Origin of the sequence: Paenibacillus sp. GCM10027630 (genome assembly GCF_042676305.1) — a bacterium.
Taxonomy (GTDB): domain Bacteria; phylum Bacillota; class Bacilli; order Paenibacillales; family NBRC-103111; genus Paenibacillus_S.
Genome location: NZ_JBHTGY010000056.1, coordinates 55873 through 74078, shown reverse-complemented (window position 1 = coordinate 74078; position 18206 = coordinate 55873). Strand labels below are relative to the sequence as shown.

The 18206-nt window shown below is 45.9% G+C and carries 15 protein-coding genes and 1 other annotated feature; of the genes, 6 read left to right on the top strand and 9 right to left on the bottom strand.

Features of this window, described 5'->3' with window-relative positions; genetic code table 11:
• Window positions 1-383: 383 nt before the first annotated feature.
• The 5 genes from rplT to ACFQ0C_RS27505 form a co-directional block, all read right to left on the bottom strand.
• A complete protein-coding gene (rplT, locus tag ACFQ0C_RS27525) occupies window positions 384-743 on the bottom strand; it encodes a 50S ribosomal protein L20 (RefSeq protein ID WP_171651261.1) in 360 nt (119 codons plus the stop codon).
• Window positions 744-783: 40 nt separating this feature from the next.
• Window positions 784-987, bottom strand: a complete 204-nt coding sequence (rpmI, locus tag ACFQ0C_RS27520; protein ID WP_171651260.1) for a 50S ribosomal protein L35 — start codon at window positions 985-987, stop codon at window positions 784-786.
• A 24-nt stretch (window positions 988-1011) separates the two neighbouring features.
• Window positions 1012-1527 carry a translation initiation factor IF-3 gene (gene infC / locus ACFQ0C_RS27515; RefSeq protein WP_258214268.1) on the bottom strand — a complete coding sequence of 172 codons (516 nt, stop codon included), beginning with the start codon at window positions 1525-1527 and terminating at the stop codon, window positions 1012-1014.
• A gap of 22 nt (window positions 1528-1549) precedes the next feature.
• Window positions 1550-1688 (bottom strand) — a sequence feature (ribosomal protein L20 leader region).
• Window positions 1689-1970: 282 nt separating this feature from the next.
• Window positions 1971-3206, bottom strand: coding sequence for a glycosyltransferase family 2 protein (locus ACFQ0C_RS27510; RefSeq protein ID WP_258214159.1), 1236 nt, complete (start codon window positions 3204-3206; stop codon window positions 1971-1973).
• Between the two features lie 272 nt (window positions 3207-3478).
• Window positions 3479-4651 (bottom strand): glycosyltransferase family 4 protein, encoded by a 1173-nt coding sequence (locus ACFQ0C_RS27505; protein WP_379371438.1) that lies wholly within the window; start codon window positions 4649-4651, stop codon window positions 3479-3481.
• A gap of 330 nt (window positions 4652-4981) precedes the next feature.
• Here ACFQ0C_RS27505 and ACFQ0C_RS27500 point away from each other — a divergent pair, with 330 nt between their 5' ends.
• Both ACFQ0C_RS27500 and ACFQ0C_RS27495 read left to right on the top strand, forming a co-directional pair.
• Window positions 4982-5509 (top strand): phosphatase PAP2 family protein, encoded by a 528-nt coding sequence (locus tag ACFQ0C_RS27500; protein WP_379371436.1) that lies wholly within the window; start codon window positions 4982-4984, stop codon window positions 5507-5509.
• A 74-nt stretch (window positions 5510-5583) separates the two neighbouring features.
• Window positions 5584-6708, top strand: coding sequence for an MGDG synthase family glycosyltransferase (locus tag ACFQ0C_RS27495; protein ID WP_379371434.1), 1125 nt, complete (start codon window positions 5584-5586; stop codon window positions 6706-6708).
• 91 nt (window positions 6709-6799) lie between these two features.
• Here ACFQ0C_RS27495 and trmB read toward each other — a convergent pair whose 3' ends face one another.
• The 3 genes from trmB to ACFQ0C_RS27480 form a co-directional block, all read right to left on the bottom strand.
• Window positions 6800-7549, bottom strand: coding sequence for a tRNA (guanosine(46)-N7)-methyltransferase TrmB (gene trmB, locus ACFQ0C_RS27490; RefSeq protein WP_379371432.1), 750 nt, complete (start codon window positions 7547-7549; stop codon window positions 6800-6802).
• A gap of 162 nt (window positions 7550-7711) precedes the next feature.
• On the bottom strand, window positions 7712-7915 hold the full coding sequence (locus tag ACFQ0C_RS27485) for a hypothetical protein (protein ID WP_379371430.1): 204 nt from the start codon (window positions 7913-7915) through the stop codon (window positions 7712-7714).
• Window positions 7916-7939: 24 nt separating this feature from the next.
• On the bottom strand, window positions 7940-8506 hold the full coding sequence (locus ACFQ0C_RS27480; RefSeq protein ID WP_379371428.1) for a WGxxGxxG-CTERM domain-containing protein: 567 nt from the start codon (window positions 8504-8506) through the stop codon (window positions 7940-7942).
• 260 nt (window positions 8507-8766) lie between these two features.
• Between ACFQ0C_RS27480 and mnmL the strand changes: the two genes are divergently transcribed.
• The 4 genes from mnmL (at window position 8767) to ACFQ0C_RS27460 (ending at window position 12160) form a co-directional block, all read left to right on the top strand.
• Window positions 8767-9723 (top strand): tRNA modification radical SAM protein MnmL/YtqA, encoded by a 957-nt coding sequence (gene mnmL / locus ACFQ0C_RS27475; RefSeq protein WP_258214152.1) that lies wholly within the window; start codon window positions 8767-8769, stop codon window positions 9721-9723.
• A 129-nt stretch (window positions 9724-9852) separates the two neighbouring features.
• Window positions 9853-10536, top strand: coding sequence for a c-type cytochrome (locus tag ACFQ0C_RS27470; protein WP_379371425.1), 684 nt, complete (start codon window positions 9853-9855; stop codon window positions 10534-10536).
• A 24-nt stretch (window positions 10537-10560) separates the two neighbouring features.
• Complete coding sequence (gene mnmM, locus ACFQ0C_RS27465; RefSeq protein ID WP_379371423.1) at window positions 10561-11145, top strand: tRNA 5-(aminomethyl)-2-thiouridylate-methyltransferase MnmM; 585 nt, start codon at window positions 10561-10563, stop codon at window positions 11143-11145.
• A gap of 49 nt (window positions 11146-11194) precedes the next feature.
• On the top strand, window positions 11195-12160 hold the full coding sequence (locus tag ACFQ0C_RS27460; RefSeq protein WP_379371421.1) for a type I phosphomannose isomerase catalytic subunit: 966 nt from the start codon (window positions 11195-11197) through the stop codon (window positions 12158-12160).
• A gap of 243 nt (window positions 12161-12403) precedes the next feature.
• Here ACFQ0C_RS27460 and ACFQ0C_RS27455 read toward each other — a convergent pair whose 3' ends face one another.
• Entirely contained in the window at window positions 12404-18118 is a 5715-nt protein-coding gene (locus ACFQ0C_RS27455) for an S-layer homology domain-containing protein (RefSeq protein ID WP_379371419.1), read from the bottom strand.
• Between the last annotated feature and the right edge of the window lie 88 nt (window positions 18119-18206).

Genomic DNA, 18206 nt, shown 5'->3' with positions numbered 1-18206 from the left:
CTCACCTAAATTCTCTCAAAAAGTGGAGGATCCTATGAATTCTACGCAGTTTATAAGGAATTAGATCACATACAATTCAGGCATAAGCCAAAAGACCCATAACCAAAACAATAAGACCTAAGACCCATTCGTTTTTATTAATTTCATGATACCATATTTGATTTATAAAAAAATTAAGTAAATATTAGATATTCATTAAGTTGTGGTCAATTAAAGGTGAATTGTTAGAAATTTGTTATATTAATTACCCATATTCCGACTCATTTCATCATACAGCTAGCTATCTGAACAAAAACTAAACAGCTGCCGCGACAGTTGAGCAAACTAAAAAACCCTATCTCCTGGATTATTCATCCAAAGAAACAGGGTTGTATTTGTATTTGTTACGCGTTCACTTTTTGCTTAGCAGCAGTAGCCAGATCGTTAAATGCGCTTAGGTCGTTGACAGCAAGGTCAGCCAACATTTTGCGGTTTACTTCGATACCGGACAGCTTCAAGCCATGCATGAACTTGCTGTAGGACAAGCCGTTGATGCGAGCCGCAGCATTGATACGTGTAATCCACAATTTGCGGAAATCACGTTTCTTTTGACGACGGTCACGGTATGCATACAGTAAGGATTTCATTACTTGTTGCTTAGCTGTTCTAAATAAACGATGCTTGGAACCAAAATAACCTTTAGCCAGCTTCAAAATCTTTTTATGACGACGACGAGTGACGAACCCGCCTTTTACTCTTGCCATGATTGATTACCTCCAGAATTTAAGTAGAATAAAATACGAATTAACCTTTGATGTTACCCAATTGCTGTTTCAAGCGTTTTACATCGCCTGGAGCCATAGTAGGGTTTGTACCCAATACACGCTTTTGACGAGCGGATTTACCGGACAACAAGTGGTTCTTGTAGGCTTTGTATCTCATTACTTTGCCTGTACCTGTGATCTTGAAGCGGCCTTTTAAGCTGCTGTGTGTTTTCATTTTTGGCATGATGTTTTTAGTCCTCCCTAATAATTATGCTTGCTGCTTCGGCGATAAAATCATGATCATACTGCGGCCTTCCAGTTTAGGTCTGCGTTCAACTACACACAGCTCCTCTACTTCAGTCGCCATACGCTCAAGCACTTTTTGACCGATGCTCGCATGCGCGATCTCACGACCGCGGAAACGCACGCTCAGTTTTACTTTGTCGCCTTCACCTAGAAATTTAACAACGTTGCGCTGCTTCGTTTGGAAGTCATGCTCATCGATTGTAGCGCTCAGACGAACTTCTTTAAGCTCAACGATTTTTTGGTTCTTACGGGCTTCCTTTTCTTTCTTCTGCATTTCATAACGGTATTTCCCGTAATCCATAATCCGGCAAACCGGCGGCTTAGCCGTCGGAGCAACGTTGACCAAGTCCAGGTTGGCGTCAATCGCGATTTGAAGCGCTTCGCGAATCGGCTTGATGCCGAGTTGATCGCCGTCTGCACCGATCAGACGTACTTCCTTCACACGAATCTCATCGTTAATTAAATGCTCTGTACTAATAACCTTCCACCTCCAGAGATTGTAAAATTAAAAAAGACGAGGGCGCAATGGCCCACGTCTTAAAAGGTTCAAGTGATTATCATTATAAAAAATTCACTTTAGCTTTAATTACCAGCCAACCAAGTCGGTCAGGTGAGAAGCGGGCGCTTCTTCTTTTTTAACACCAAAACATCATAACATAACCGCATCAATTAAGTCAACGTGTATGCTTCGGTAACTTCGGTAAGATTTTATGCGGGTTGACACACCGTCCCTCCCGACGTTTCGGGAAGCCCTGTGTACCGAGGTCCTGCAGGTGTTGCGGAAACAAGATCAAACTTAAAGCGTGTCCCGAAGGGACGAAAAGCGATCCTCCACATAACGTCACTCAGGCGCACCCACGGTGTCCAGAGGGCAGAGCCCTTTGGAGCCCTCCCGGCGGGGTGGGTTTGGGTGAGGACATCCTAGCTAACCTGCTTACTTTGCATCTCTTCCAAGCGAATAACACGCGTATGCTCCGTATGGCTCCATTGCTTGTTGTTCTGAGTGAAAAAGGCGTAAACAGTGATCGGCCACCAAGAAAGCATAAACACAGGGAACGTAATCAGGTACGCATACGTTTTCCAAGTCGCTTTCTCAATAATGAGCGCTAACGGGAATTGGATAAAACTGAGGGCACCGATAATCATGAACAGGCTTGGTGCGTAGTCATACAGTGATTTCAGCGAATAGATTCCCGGCATCAGCAAATTGACCCATAATATAAGAGTGACTACAGAGCCGATCAGAACGTTATACACGTTCAATGCATAAATAGCTGTGTCCAGCTTTGCCCAGCTGCCCTCTTTAAGCCCCTTCCAAAACAAAGGAAAGAAATAGCGCCGCGCTACATCAAAATGACCCTGCATCCATCTTAGACGTTGTCTCGCAGATGCTTTAAAGGTCAGTGGCTTCTCATCAAAAACTTTAGCGTCGTAGTTAAAAGTTGGGTTCACTCCACGCTGAACGCAACGCATCGTAAATTCCAGATCCTCTACCAAGCTTGTCGCGCCCCAACCAATTTCTTTGATGAGGTTGGTTTCGAAGCACATGCCGGTTCCGCCCAAGAAATTAGCCAGGCCAAGGTTTTGGCGCGGCAGCTGCCACAAGCGGTTGCAATACCAATAAGTGATTGCATATGCTGCAGTAATCCAGGAATCATGCGGATTCTTAGTATCCAAATAGGCTTGAATTACACGCGAGCCATTGATAAGATCATTGTTCATCAGACTCAGGTAGTCCGGGTTCACCAGATTATCAGCATCCAACATTACAATCGCATCGTAGCTGCGGGGCATTTTCCACAGTTCCTTAAGCATCCATTCGATCGCATAACCCTTGCCTCTTAGCTTCGGATTGCTGCGCTCACAAGCATATACTCCCTTGCTTCTGGAGATTTGGGCCGTGCTGTCCGTACAGTTATCGCAAATAACGAATACATCATATAATTCTTTCGGATAATCAAGTTTTTTTAAGTTGTCCAGAAGCGCCCCAACCACCTGCTCTTCATTATGAGCTGCAACCAGGATTGCAAACGACTTCTGCGGCGCATGAGTTGCTTTTGGCTCTCGACGGTACCAACCAAAGAACGTCAAGAACAGCTGATAGGCTCCGATCATTGCTAAAATAACCTGAACGCCTAACAAAAAATAATCCAGCATTTAAAGAATCCCCCTTTTTTTATGTACCCCAAAGTCTCTGTTCTCTCTCTATAGCTATATCTATGAACTTCGATGGCTTTGTCTGGATTTGAGTGGGTAACCGAATATGATTTTCCTCTCTTTAAGAGGTTTTGTCAAAAGCCCCAAGGAGCTCCATTACGCCAGATCCCTGAATTATAACGAGAATTATGGACATATGGCGTGCGACTCTTTGTCATCCAGCTTATTACGTCTTATTATCACCGTATTTCATACTTTTTAGAGTCATTAGTTTACTTCATTGCCGCCTTATGTTCTCTTGCAAGGCCGGCTGATTCACTTAGGACATGGAGGTAGCTATCGTACAACCGTGAAAAAATCTGCTCCCATGATTGCTGCATGCTATAGGTGCGTCCTGCTTCGGCAATTTCCAACCGTCGCCCTTCATTATGATACAACAATTCCACTGTATTCACAAATTCTACGATGTTTCCAGGCTTGCATAAAAGTCCATTTTGATTATGATGGATAAGATCTTTTACCCCGCCTGCCGCCGCTCCAATCACCGCAGTTCCAGAGGCCATAGCTTCAAGAATAACATTGCCGAAAGTCTCGGAAGCCGATGGAAACAAAAACACGTCGGCAGCGGCATATAGACGACTTAATTCCCTCCCCTGCTGAAAGCCTGTAAAGGTGATGTTAGACGCCCCACCATAATTTTCAAGCAATGGCTGGTACAGCGGTCCGTCTCCTGTGATCACAAGATGGGAATTGGCACGAATCGTGTCGGAAAGAGCGAGGAACGTCTGCAAGAGCACGTCCACGCTTTTTTCAGGAGCTAATCTGCCCACATAAAGGATGACAAACCGGTCAGGATTAATCCCATACTGCCTCCACACTTGAGGACGGTTCACAATCGGGCGGAAAAGGCTCTCCTCAACCCCGCGGGACCAAATTTCCAACCGCTTTAAGCCTTTATCCTGCAGATGCAGCAGAGTTGATTGTGAAGGAACATATATTTTTTGGCACTCCTGATGAAACCAGAGCATATATTTCCAAAGCATCGGCTCCATCCATTGCAGCTTATAATAAGATAAATATTGGTCAAAATGTGTATGATACGATGCAACAATAGGCACATGATGCTTTTTGGCGTAATGCAGTCCTGTTATCCCTAGATTGAACGGAGTGGCCACATGAATCAGGTTAGGTGCGAAAGCTTTTAACGACTTGTTAAGTTGAATTGGGTTAGGAATCGCCATCCGGCATTCAGGATAGAGCAAAAAGGGAATACTATAAAATCGTTCCACTATACTCATACCCAAATCATCAGCCGAGCTGCTCAGCGGTGCGAACACTTTGCATTCCACATTTCGTGACTGCAGGAATTGAACCCATCGCCCCAACGTTTTGGCAACCCCATTGACATCTGGCAAATACGTATCTGTAAACAATGCTACCCGCATGGCTATTCCCTCCTCATAATACAAATCTGTACATAGGAGCGCGAATGGAAGGACGAGTGAAGTCCCGGAAATCTGTGTTCTCCGGTTCAAATTCATTATCACTTTCATCCTAGCATCGGAATGTTAGCAGAACATCAGACCAAGATTAAATCTGCTTGAAATGCGAGTTTTTAAAGCCTATTTTATTGAATGAAGCAACAGGAAGAGATTGAGCAATGTTAAAGTTGGATTTATTGCAGATTTAATACTCCACTAACAATAGAAGGTTATAATAAATATATGACGGGTAGGCACAGCTTATCCCAGTGAAAGTTTGAGGAGGTGAACTTGATGAGCCGTGTTGTAGCTTGGCTGCAGCAGCGAGAAAACCGTATGTTTTGTTGGGTAAACCAACGGATTCAGCACACCTCTTTGGATCTGTTTTTTACAACGATTACACATCTTGGCGGTGCGGCTATTGCAATTACTACTGCGCTCTGCTTAGCCTTATTTGGGCAAGGAAACTGGAAAACAGCGGGTATTTATAGCTGTCTAGCTTTAGCATTGAGTCACATCCCAGTCGCAATTATCAAAAAAAAATATCCGCGGCTTCGCCCTTATCTTGTTGTTCCCGATACTAATACTTATAAAAAGCCATTGAAAGATCATTCCTTCCCTTCCGGGCATACAACCGCTATCTTCTCCATTGTGCTGCCACTTGTATGTGCTAACTTGTGGATCGGAACCATTCTCTTGCCGCTAGCCACCCTTGTCGCCATATCGAGAATTTATTTAGGTCTGCACTATCCTTCCGATTGCTTGGCTGGAGCCTTCATCGGGACCATTTCAGCGTTGTCAATTGTCGCATTTTTCGGATAAGTTGCATTTTGCCTATAAAATGTTTAATGTTAAAATTGTGTAAATCCATTGTCACAAGGTATGGTGAAACGCTAATGCGTAAAAAAAGGGTGTTGTTATTATCCGAAGGCTTTGGGGCCGGGCATACGCAAGCCGCTCATGCACTTTCCGTCGGTCTTCGCATGCTCTCGCCTGGAATCCAGACCAGGGTGCTGGAGCTCGGCTCCTTTCTCCATCCGACGTTGGCTCCATGGATCTTTACAGCTTATCGTAAAACCGTGACAACTCAGCCTAAGCTGTACGGATATATGTACCGTTCCCAGTATAAGAAGTCTTTAAATCGGTTTACTCAGCTGGCTTTGCATCGTATTTTCTATGCTCAAACAGCAGAGATCATCAATCAATTGCGCCCCGACACTATTGTTTGTACGCATCCATTTCCAAATGCCGTCATCTCCCGGTTAAAACGTGCTGGACTCAACGTCCCCTTGTGCACCGTTATAACCGATTATGATGCACATGGAACCTGGCTAAGCTCAGAGGTAAACAAATATTTGGTCTCCACCTCCGATGTGAGGGATAAGCTGCTAGGCCGCGGAATTAATTCCGATGCCATTGAAGTGACCGGCATACCGGTTCACCCTAATTTCTGGGGTCAGCATAACCGTGACGAGCTTCGCGCCCAATATGGACTTAAAGCCATGCCAACCGTTTTAGTGATGGGCGGAGGCTGGGGGTTGATGAATAACGGGGAAATGCTGCACTACTTTACAGATTGGCGTGAAAAAATACAGCTGATCATTTGCCTTGGCAGCAATGACAAAGCATTAGCAGCCTTATCCGAGGATAAACGCTTTCAGCATGAGAACATCCGGATCATGGGCTTTACCAATGAAATTGACAAATGGATGGACGTATCTGATTTGTTGATAACCAAACCCGGAGGAATGACCTGTACGGAAGGGTTAGCCAAAGGGATTCCCATGCTCTTCTATAATCCGATACCCGGTCAGGAAGAGGAGAATCTGCAATATTTTACCCAGCATGGGTTTGGGGAGCATATTAAATCCGACGCAACTATCGATCACTGGCTCAAGCTGCTTGTGGATGGTTATCCTGAAGTTCTCAAGCGCCGCGCCCTATTGTCTTTGTCCCAGCACACGAATCCATACAATCCTATGGACTGTTCGCAGGCTATAATGGAGATTTTAAACCAATAACTAAAAAATAGCATGCGTCCTCTCTAAAGGCTCGCATGCTTTTCTTTTACTACATATCGAGCAGGAACATTCTGCTGCCGTTTCACTGGGCTTACAGGTCGTCCTGAGTCGATATATCCTTATTGCTTTCTTCTTCTCTCTCGTTTAATTCCAGCCCGCTCAAATGATTCTTAAGAGCATTCGACCCTATAACGACTTCCAGACGGTGAATATTCATTCCCTGCCCGAAAAACTTTGTTTCGTATTCAGTCATAACCAAGTCAGTTCTTGGTCCATCCGCATGCAGGTCCAATGAAATATTACGCATGCGAAGGCCCATATCGGAAAAAGAATTTAAGGAAAATTCAAATAATGAGCGTGAATCAGTTTTGAAATGAATTTCGCCATTTTCGTTTAATACATCCATATACTTGCGAACAAAGCCGGAATGTGTCAGCCTGCGCCGCGCATGCCGTTTTTTCGGCCAAGGATCGCTAAAATTCAAGTAAATACGTTCAAGCTCATCCGTATCGAATATATCCTCGATTTTTTCAATGTTAAACAAAGCAAGCCTCAGATTTGCCAAGGTGCCGCCGTTTTCTTCACGTGATAATACGGCCTTCTCTCCAGCTCGGCGAAGAAGCTCGTCATACATATCTACGCCTATGTAGTTAATTTCAGGATTGAGCGAGCTAAGTTGGCTAATAAATCGTCCTTTTCCCATACCCAGCTCTACATGGATAGGCCGATCGTTGCCAAATACGGCATTCCACTTTCCTTTATATGCAGCCGGATTTAACTCAATAAGGTCTGATTGAGCTTCCAGCGCTTCTCTGATACCTTTTCTGCCGCGTAAACGCATAATTTTCCTCCAAATCGGTACTTGTAACTTCTACTTATAATGGTCAGAAAAAATTATACCCTTAATTGCGATTAAAGAAAAGGCGGGTAACGCAAGCTTTCTACGTCTCCACGCCTTCACCTTGATCCTACAGCTTCACTGATACCCGAAAATTAGATGATTTTATAAGTCAATTGCCTCATAATAGAGCCGATGATTGCCTGGAATGAGAAGCTGCTCCAATGAAGCTCTTACCTTTTTACGGGCCTGAGCCGCTAAGAGTGGATCTCCCCAGAAGTTAACGCCACTGCCAAGAGCCATTGCTTCTTTAACCGTTAGCTCTATCGTCAGCTTTTCGTCCGAACGGGGAATGCTAGCTTTATTCATGATGCTCACCTCAATTTACAGCATTTATTTGTTGAAGGAATCATCACGATCTCGGCCTTTGCTGCGCATACCGGCTAAGCCTAGCAAACCGAGCAAACCAAGCCAACCCCAGTTTGTTCCTTTTGTAGTAGTGTCCGCATTAGCGCGGTAGCTATAAGTACCGTAATTCCCGCCATATCCAGTGCTTGTGCCCTTGCCAGTAGTATTGTAAGTTCCATAGGTGTTCATCCGATCCAGCAAATGATGACCTCTGATACCATCGGTCCCTGTCGTATTGGTCGTTGTACCATAGCCAGTACCCGTGCCATAAGTTCCAGTTCCAGTTCCCGTCAAAGTGTTAGTCGATCCATAGCCGCTGCCGTAAGTTCCGGTTCCGGTTCCCGTTGTTGTGTTAGTCGTATCCGTAGTCCCTGGCACTGCTATAGTACCGGTAGGAGTATTAGTTGAGCCGTACGCTCCTGCAGGAGTGGTTGAGGTTCCTGTTGTTAATCCGGTAGTCCCCGTATTCCCCATTTCAGCATGAGCCTGTGCAGCGAAACCTAAAGACGCGACCATTGCCAAAGATAAAACAACTTTACGAAACTTGTGCATTGTTGTATTCTCCCTTCGAAGCAAATTGGATTATTGGTGCACTAATAGCATGGTCGGTTAAAGATACAAATATCCTTGTGGTGATTAGGAGGGTATTGTTAAGGAAAAAGTTCGCACCCCCCATCATTTTGCGGTAAAATAAGATCAGCTTGCAGTGATGCACTGTTAAAATTTCAAGCATGCGTATCTGCATAAGAAAAAAGCTTTTAATCGAAGCCAATCTTCGACAGAGCTGTTTCGACAAAAAGGAGCCTTATAATATGAAGCAAGCTGAGCCGCTCACAATTCCTTCCGATTGGGGAGACAAACGGTTTCATACATGGAATACTGAAATGCGCAAACAATTCGGCACCAAGGTTTTTAAGGTTATGCTGGATGCAGGCTTTACGTGCCCGAATCGGGACGGTTCTATTGCGGCCGGTGGATGTACATTCTGTAGTGCACGTGGATCAGGCGATTTCGCAGGCAGCCGCCGCGACGATCTGGTTACCCAATTTAATAAAATCCGGGATTTGCAGCATAAAAAATGGCCGGAAGCGCAATATATCGGCTATTTCCAAGCTTATACAAACACCTACGCTCCTGTGGAGGAGCTGCGGGAATATTTTGAGGTTATTTTACAGCAGCCGGGAGTTGTTGGCTTATCCATTGCTACACGTCCGGATTGTTTGCCTGACGATGTTGTAGAATATTTGGCTGAATTGAATGAGCGCACTTATTTATGGGTAGAAATGGGTTTGCAAACCATTCATGAGTCAACCTCACAGCTGATTAACCGTGCTCACGATACCCAATGCTATGAGGATGCCGTAGCCAAGCTAAGAAAACATAATATCCGTACATGCGCTCACATTATATATGGACTGCCCGGTGAAACCCACGAGATGATGCTTGACACAGGTCGGGCCGTAGCTCAAATGGACGTTCAAGGTATCAAAATCCATTTGCTGCACTTGATGCGCAAAACACCGATGGTCAAACAATATGAGGCTGGATTGCTGCAGTTTTTGGAAAAGGATGAATATGTTAAGCTGGTCGTCGACACGTTAGAGCTTCTGCCCTCCGACATGATTGTGCATCGCCTGACAGGGGATGCGCCGCGGGACTTGTTAATAGGCCCCATGTGGAGCTTGAAGAAATGGGAAGTGCTTAATGCTTTCGATGATGAGCTGAAGCTCCGCGATACTTGGCAGGGGAAAAAATTTATTCGCAGCTAAAGCTTCAACTCTCCTTCATGCATGAACCAAACCGAATGGGCGAACCTTACGTTTCTTATAGTAAGGTCTACTATTCTATATAAAGAGTGATGCAAAATCGGGCACCTCTTGCATGAAGGAGCGATGTTTATGAATCGGAAATTACCCATTATCGCAGGAATGTTTGCACTTGCATTGCTTGCGGGCTGCGGCAGCGACAAGCCCGCGGCACAGCCGGCCAGCCAGACGCCGGCTGCAGCAGCACCGCCAGCAGCGGCAGCGGACACGAAGCCGTCCGCAAGCGCCTCAGGCGGTAACGCCGCCGCACCGGCGGCAAGCGGCACAGCCGCAGCGCCGAAGGCGCCAGAGGCGGCTAAGCCGGAGCCCGCGCCCGCGGCGAAGGATGAGGCGCCTTCCAAGGCAGAGGCGCCCAAGCCGGCACCGGCACCGCCGCAGGAGGCGCCGAAGGCAGCCGCACCGGCTTCGCCAGCACCAGCTCCAGCGCAAGCCCCTGCCGCCAAAGAGCCCGAAGCGGCGCCTGCACCTAAGGCTGAGGCTGCGCCCGCGGCGGCTAAGCCGGAAGCAAAGGCGCCTGCCGCAGCTGACTTGGCAGCTAAAGCAGAGCCGTTATTCAAGGATAATTGCATGGCCTGTCACGGAGACCAGCTGCAGGGCGGAGCTGGACCGAACATTTCCAAGGTAGGGGAACGAAGAACAAAGGAAGAATTAATATCTAAAATTCAAAATGGCGGTAAGGTCATGCCTGCTTTCAAGGATGCAATCAAACCGGAAGAAGTGGAAGCCTTGGCCGCCTGGCTTGCAACGAAAAAATAAGGTTAGTTATGAATGGAGGCTACTATGGGTTTTCTGTCCATACTCAGCTACGCCCATAAGCTGATAGAAGAACGGGTTTCACCGGGAGAAACAGTAGTGGACGCTACAGCAGGCAATGGAGTGGATACACTGTTTCTTGCCAAGCTTGTTGGCGCCAAAGGCTCGGTTTATGCTTTTGACATACAAGAACAGGCACTTGAGAAAACCCAGCAGCGCTTAGCCAAAGAACGGCCGGACTATTCTCATGTCCGGCTTCTTTTATGCAGCCATGACCAGCTCAAGCATACGATTCCCGCTACTGAGCATGTGTCTATTGGTGCGGTGATGTTTAATCTGGGCTACTTGCCCGGGAATGATCATGAGACCATTACGTCTGAAGCATCTACAATCCCCGCCCTGCAGCAGGCTGCCCAATTACTGCGCAAGGGCGGTATTCTTACCATAGCTTTGTATACAGGTCATGAAGGTGGCGAGCAGGAAGCAGCGGCCGTTCGAGAATGGGCTGAGGGACTGCCCCAACAGCAGTTTCAAGTGTTAGAATATCGATTCGTCAACCAGAAAAACCATCCTCCCTATTTGATTGCGGTAGAAAAACGATCTTTCGATTGATATAATACTTGATAGAGAGAATACTTTAATAGAAGAGGTGGAAACCATATTGAAACCGTACCCTTTGTTATTTCAACCAGAAATGAAAGAGCGAGTTTGGGGAGGACGCGCGTTGGAGCAATTCGGCCTGACGCTGCCTGAAGGCCACATCGGCGAAGGCTGGATGATTGGGGATCACCCGAACGGAACGACCAAAGTCGTTAATGGCGAGCTTGCAGGTCTCGGTTTAGATCAAATACGCGAGCAGTATGGACAAGACTTTTTTGGAATCAAAGGCTTCTCGGAGAAGAACGGCCGCTTTCCGCTGCTCATCAAGCTGTTGGATTGCCAGGACGATCTATCTGTTCAAGTACATCCAAATGACCATTACGATAGACTGCCGCAGGGTGAGCTCGGCAAAACCGAAATGTGGTATATTCTTGACGCCAAACCGGGTGCCAAAATAATCTATGGCCTTAACGATGGAGTAACCCGCGAACAATTGGCTGAGGCTATTGCAGGTAACCGCATCCTGGATTGTCTCCAAGAAATTACCGTTGAAGCCGGGGACTCCTTCTACATACCAGCCGGAACGGTGCACGCATTAGGAGCAGGCGTGCTAGTTGCGGAAATTCAGCAAAACTCGGACAGCACTTACCGTTTATATGACTACAACCGATTAGGCTTGGACGGCAACCCACGGGAGCTGCACATTGAAGATTCCTTAAATGTTATTGCCTATGAAGGCTCCGGTGCTTCTCATATGAAAACAGAGCTTGCCTCAACGAATGAATGGCTGACCTTAGCTCGTTCCCCATTTTTTGTAACGGAAAAAGGAAAAGTCGAGCAGGCTTGGCCGCTGCAAACAAGCAATGATAGCTTCGTCATTCATATTATTTGCGACGGCTCTGGAGCCCTACGTTGGGCTGATGGTGAGCTGACAGTCAAACCGGGCGAATGCTACTTAATACCTGCCAACCTTGGCGATTATACACTCACCGGATCCATGACCGTACTTCGCAGTTATTTACCTTAATCCTTTGATTCCAGATTCACATGAGATGCCAAACAAGCCTACGCCTTCAAACAGGCGTAGGCTTGTTCATGATCCCGACACCCAACAGATTTTGCTTGTATCCCACTACTATTTGGAAATCAAAAAGCCAATGCTTCGCTCAAACGGTCCGCATTGGCAATTAGTTTACATTGGATGGTACTCTCTATAATAAATACGGATAGCAGTCAAGGCTCTTTACAGGTCTCTTGGGCCTTGCGACAATTACTTCTTTAGTTGCAAAGCTCTTAGAATTACAGTAACCGCTTCGGCACGTGTGCTGTTCGCTTTAGGCTTCACTGTACCGTCTTCATAACCTTTTACCAATCCTTTAGCAGTTGCAGCAGCAAGAGCAGTACGCGCCCAGTCGGATACATTCGAGCTGTCCGAGAAACTGATGTTCTTGTCCGCCGAATCGATCTGAGCGGCACGAATTACGATTGCTGCCATTTGTTCGCGGGTAATCAGGTCGTCAGGACCGAAGGTACTATCGCTGTACCCAGCAACAACACCAAGCGCAGCGGCTGTCCCAATCTCGCTCTTGGCCCAATGGGTTGAGGTATCGGCAAAGTTTTTGCCATCTTGTACTTTGAGATTAAAAGCTTTGACGATTACAGAAACGAATTCGGCTCTCGTGATGTTGTTATCCGGCTTAAAGGTGTTGTCCGGATAGCCGTTAATCGCACCTAGTTTAACCAATTCCCGAACGTTGCTTTCGGCCCAATGCCCCTTGATATCTGCAAAATCTACTTCATTAGCCGGAGGCTTCACGGCCTCTGTTTTCTCCGAAGCCAGAACGGCAAATTTCGTGAAATGTTTAACAGATCCAGATACTGTCGCTTTGGCTTGGACAACTTGCAGGTCATCCAGTTGTATCCACTTATGGGTTTGTTCGTTCAACCAATACAAGCCTACCGTCGACTTAGTAAAATCCACCTTAGTCTTATCAAAAGACAGAGTAATGACGACAGGCTTGCTAAAATCTCCATCTTTATCTTTCTTAATCTCGTAGACATCACTTAACAATTTCAATACGTTGTCTACGGGCAAGATCGAGGTGTCACTTACTTTTTCTACGGTAACCTGAATGTTGTTATCCGTCGCTCCGGCCGGCACATCGATTTGAGCTCCAATCAAGGTTAACGTACCCCCGCTGGTTGCCTGGATCGTCCCGGAGTTTGCGGGAGCCCCGCCACTTCCGCTGCTACCACTATGTTTGTTATTGTTCGCAGCGGACGCTCTAGTCACGTTCACGGTATACGTTTTGCTTGTACCATTCTTTGCCGTAACAACTATCGTGATGGCATTGCTTCCCACGTTCAGGTTGACAGCACCGCTTTCTTGACCGCTTGCTGCCGGATTACCATTCACAGTCATCGTAGCTTTACTATCGTACACGCTCGCCGTTACAGTTATATTCGATACACCGTTAGGCACATTAGAAGTATAGGCGGTTGTTCCGGACGCAAAGGCAGGACTTAGCGTGCCGCCTGATAGCGTCAATCCACTCAAGTCTGCGCTGCCGTTTGCTGCTGCCGCTCTAGTCACGTTCACGGTATATGTTTGGCTGATGCCGTTCTGTGCCACCGCTACAATGGCGATAGGGTTGCTTCCCTCATTCAGGTTGATCGCGCCGCTTGGTTGATTGCTTTCCGCCGGGTTGCCGTTCACAGTGATTGTGGTGGCATTACTATCGTACACGCTTGCCGTTACGGTAACGCTATACACAGCGTTAGACACTTGGGATGTGTAAGAGGTAGTCCCGGATGCAAATGATGGACTCAACACGCCATTCGACAAAGTCAAGGCACTCAAATTCGCATTGCTGGATAACGGCTTAGTTACAAAAGTGTAAATATCCGATTCAGCCATTCCTTCAAAAGAATCTTCTAATTTCACATACCAGTTATACAGCTTATTATTTTGAAGCCCGTTCCATGTGGCGCTCACCTCGCTGCCACTCGGAGCAGCAATCACTTTGTCGCCGATCACTTCATTCGTCCGTGCCTGAATGCTGATATAATCGGTTGCTACTCGCTTTTGAATCGGCAAGAGCTTCACCGGTAGAGCCAATTCATCCAGACTTACATCAAACCAGTCGTAATCATTCTTGTAAGGCGAGTACGTATTCATATACAACACATTGTTCGCGGTATCGAATTTCAGCAGACGCATGTAACCCATGCCGCCTTCCGGTTGTGTTTGGTAGTTGGTGAATACTTCATGCACAGTGCGATCGCCGATCGTACGCATATTGTGCTTGGGTGTATTAGTATGATGTCCGTTTACGACCAAAAACACATTTTTATTCGGCAATATCAATTGTTTGTATACTTCTTCCGCTGGTCCCCCATACTTTCCATTTCCGTCCATATATTGGTGCAGTGCAATGATGGCGTTGCGGTCGGCATATTTTTTCAATACGCCGTTTGCCCAATCCAAATCCTGCTGCTCCGGCTGCCAACCCATATAGACGATGACAAAATCGTACCCGTTTGCCGAAATGAGATCATAGTGATCCCGGTTGTTTTGGAACTGTCCGCCATAGTACGAACGGTTGGCGAAGCGGTCCGCCCCGAACCATTTGACATATTCGCTATAATCTATCGGCTTGTCAATATTCGGTTGCACGTCGTGGTTGCCTGCAAGCACGCCATAAGGGATGTGGGCATCGTCCAATATTTTCATACTTTTGTTTGCATTTACCCATTGCTCAGGTCGAAAGCCGTCATCAACAATATCTCCCGTATGAATGACATATTTGAACTTCTGAGCGGACGCTTGATCAACAATCCATTGGCTTGTCACATCGTATATGTTTGGGTATGTCTTTGAATAGAACTGCGTGTCCGGCATCCAAACAAAGCCAAAATTGTACTGATCTGCCGCTTGCGGAGACGGAATCAGATCCTGTACGATTACATTCGCCTTATGGTCACGAACCATATCCGCTACAGAAATTGCACCTTTTAAGGTAAAGTCATTTTCGTCCTGAGCTATTTTCCAGTCGAGCTCCTGCCACTGGCTTGTCGTGTGGTTGAATCCATATAGAGCAACACGCCGACCCGGTAGCGAATGACCTTTCCAGATTGCATCGACCGTTTTTGCAGACATCAATTGTTCGTTAATTATAAATTCATACCGCTGATAAGGAAACTTCTCCGTATCATCCGTTATCATATATTGACCGTCCGGAGCGGAAATGGCCTGAATTTGATCGGAGGTCAGCAGCTTTTCGCCGGCAGGTGTCAATTCAAGCGGCGGTTCCATGTTAGTAGCGTTCGTATATGCTTTATGGCTTAAACCGTCTTTAAAATCATATTTATTAGCCTTCAAGAATGTGGCGTTTAGAGCATCTCCTGTCGGATCTTCAACTTTTACCTTCAATATTGGATTCGTGGAGACGTCAACGGATTGATCCGCAGGAACTACAAGCTGCGGTTGACGTGGATTTTCTTCAGCACTTGTAAAATTCACTTCTTTAACCGTAACATTACCGGCATTATCTTCGACGGTCACCTTCAGAAGATGCGCCCCTGGCTGTAAATCCACTGCACGTAACGAGGATCTGTCTGCAATAGGGGATCCATCCAATGTCATTTGAATCTTCTTTACACCGGATCCGATATCCTTAGCTTCATAAGTAAGGGGAATCGTTCCTTTATAGCTTTGATTATTTACCGGCGAAGCAACGGATAAGACCGGCAAAGTGTTATCCAGTTGAACCGTCACTTGAATTGGAACAAATGCATTTGTTGTATCCGTTAATGTTAATTTGTGGTTCCCATCAGCTAATTGGGTTGTATCCCATTGATACAACAAAGAATTAGCCAAAGTAGTTGGAATCGACATATTAAAATCTTTGGATAACACTGCTGTAGCCGGATTTGGCGGGAAACCGTCACCCAATTTAATATTTTGAGCAACCGGTACATTCGGATCGGTTAGTTGTGTCCCGTCGCTCAGAACTAATCTCATATTGCGAATTGTAAAATCATCATGGTTGTCCGCCAAGTCGTCCGGAGCTACCGTATTCCCCGAACGAACGGTGATTTTATTCACGCCGGCACGAAGAACGTTGACTGGAACCGGCACTTCGCATTCAGCATATAGATCGAGATCCTTTGTAATCGTATAAATGAGCTGATCGTTTAAGTATACCCCGTTTTTGTACCCTTTGGATCCTTCAATACCGCTGCCTTCAAATATAATTTTTGCCGGGAGCATTAATAGATTTCCCGTATTCGTTATGGATTGACTATCTATTTTCAGCTGTAAATCCGATAGACTTCCGCCCATCCCCTTAACTTGCAGGTTGCCGCGTACATACTGATTATCACTCAAGTTTAAAGAGAGATTTTCCGGTTCTACAGGTACTTTCACATGCACATTGTAAGTTGAGCTTGTCGGAACACGCGATGTTTTATTTTGTGAATCTTTCGCCGTAATATAATATTCCAGCTCGGTCGCATTCTGAAGTTCCGACTGTGGAATTACAGCCTTAAAGATAAGCGGATTTGCAGCAGTCGGCTGCATGACAATATCTTGAAAGTATTGATCCTCTATATCCGCTTTTTTGCTAAAGGACAATACGACTTGTTGAACCGGAGTCTCATCGTACACATAGGCCGTCACCGTTAAATCCATTTTCTCCGTACTCGTAATCGGAGTATGTATAATTTCGGGCGGGAGATCAACCATCACAGAGTTCGGCGTAGTCGGAACTTGTGAAGGCTTTACTACACCCGGCGTCGGAATGTCTGCCAGCCCGACCAATTGCATGACATCGGTGCTATCCACCGGATATTTATATTCAATACTTTTTCCGTCAGGAGAGCCTTCAGTTGTCGTATATGTAGCACGCACCACTTCTTGATCGTTGTTGTTTGCAACAATAATCGTTCGGGTGTCGCTGTTAGGCATTCCGCCTTTTGTGGATACGACGGCAATACCGCTTTGACGCATCTGAAGCTTATAAAAATTCAAGAAATCGATTAGGGTTAAATTGCCATTTGACGTTGCATTCTGAACCCAAACAATCATCGTGGAATGCGGCTGAATCATCTTATCTTCGGTCAACCGCCAAGTTTCCTTCGAACCATCGAGAGCAAGACTCGTAATCGAGTAGCCTGTAGGTGAAATGGGACTGTCAGAGTTATTATAAAGCTCAATAAACTCATACAAATCTGGAGCCGGGCCGGCCGGATTCGTCACGAGTTCGGTAATAAGTAAATCTGGTACCGTAGATTTATCCGGTGGAGCTGGAATGGCCGGAACTTGCGTAGGATCGACCACACCTGGAGTTGGGATAGCGTTGCCGATATTCTGCATATTAATGGAATCATCCGCGGGATATTTGAAGACATCCGCTTTCCCATCTGGAGCTCCTCCCGCTGTTGTATAGACATATTTAGCCTTAACAATTTCCCGGTTGTCTGATTTATTCAGTATAGTAATGGTTCTGGTATCGGAATTGATCATCCCGCCGTTTGATTCAACCGACGTCATATTAGTATCTAATGGAAGGTTGTAGAACTTTAAAAAATCTGCATTCGTTAACTTGCTATTTTCAGCCTTGGGTGTGGTGGTTGGTGTGCAGCAGGATACGGTAGAGATATTTCGAACCCATACAACGATCGATTGATAGGGCTGAACAACTTTGTTTTCGCTAAAAACCCAGTCTTGCTTCGATAAATTGGGAGCAACATTCGTCATCGAATAATCCTGCATCGAAACAGGTATATTCGAGTTGTTATATATTTCGACGAATTCGTACAAGTCTGGCGCTGCACCTTTTGGGTTGACCACCAGTTCGGTAATAAGCAGCTTCGGAACCGAGTCATTTGGAGTTGCCCAACTTACACCGGTCACTGGTAAATTACTTGCCAACAAAACGATAAGAAGTATTAACGCCATCCATTTCTGTGAAATCTTTTTCATTGTCTTCCTCCGGATGTTATATTTAAAGGCTTGATCATCATAACAATGAATTATTTGCTATCTATCATCTTACTGTTAATTTTTAGTA

Coding starts and splice junctions, on each gene's coding strand:
- trmB (WP_379371432.1), bottom strand. CDS start 7,549: ATGCGTTTACGCGGCAGAAAAGGTATCAGAGAAGCGCTGGAAGCTCAA.
- ACFQ0C_RS27495 (WP_379371434.1), top strand. CDS start 5,584: ATGCGTAAAAAAAGGGTGTTGTTATTATCCGAAGGCTTTGGGGCCGGG.
- mnmM (WP_379371423.1), top strand. CDS start 10,561: ATGGGTTTTCTGTCCATACTCAGCTACGCCCATAAGCTGATAGAAGAA.
- ACFQ0C_RS27505 (WP_379371438.1), bottom strand. CDS start 4,651: ATGCGGGTAGCATTGTTTACAGATACGTATTTGCCAGATGTCAATGGG.
- rplT (WP_171651261.1), bottom strand. CDS start 743: ATGGCAAGAGTAAAAGGCGGGTTCGTCACTCGTCGTCGTCATAAAAAG.
- ACFQ0C_RS27470 (WP_379371425.1), top strand. CDS start 9,853: ATGAATCGGAAATTACCCATTATCGCAGGAATGTTTGCACTTGCATTG.
- mnmL (WP_258214152.1), top strand. CDS start 8,767: ATGAAGCAAGCTGAGCCGCTCACAATTCCTTCCGATTGGGGAGACAAA.
- ACFQ0C_RS27485 (WP_379371430.1), bottom strand. CDS start 7,915: ATGAATAAAGCTAGCATTCCCCGTTCGGACGAAAAGCTGACGATAGAG.
- ACFQ0C_RS27500 (WP_379371436.1), top strand. CDS start 4,982: ATGAGCCGTGTTGTAGCTTGGCTGCAGCAGCGAGAAAACCGTATGTTT.
- ACFQ0C_RS27480 (WP_379371428.1), bottom strand. CDS start 8,506: ATGCACAAGTTTCGTAAAGTTGTTTTATCTTTGGCAATGGTCGCGTCT.
- ACFQ0C_RS27455 (WP_379371419.1), bottom strand. CDS start 18,118: ATGAAAAAGATTTCACAGAAATGGATGGCGTTAATACTTCTTATCGTT.
- rpmI (WP_171651260.1), bottom strand. CDS start 987: ATGCCAAAAATGAAAACACACAGCAGCTTAAAAGGCCGCTTCAAGATC.
- ACFQ0C_RS27510 (WP_258214159.1), bottom strand. CDS start 3,206: ATGCTGGATTATTTTTTGTTAGGCGTTCAGGTTATTTTAGCAATGATC.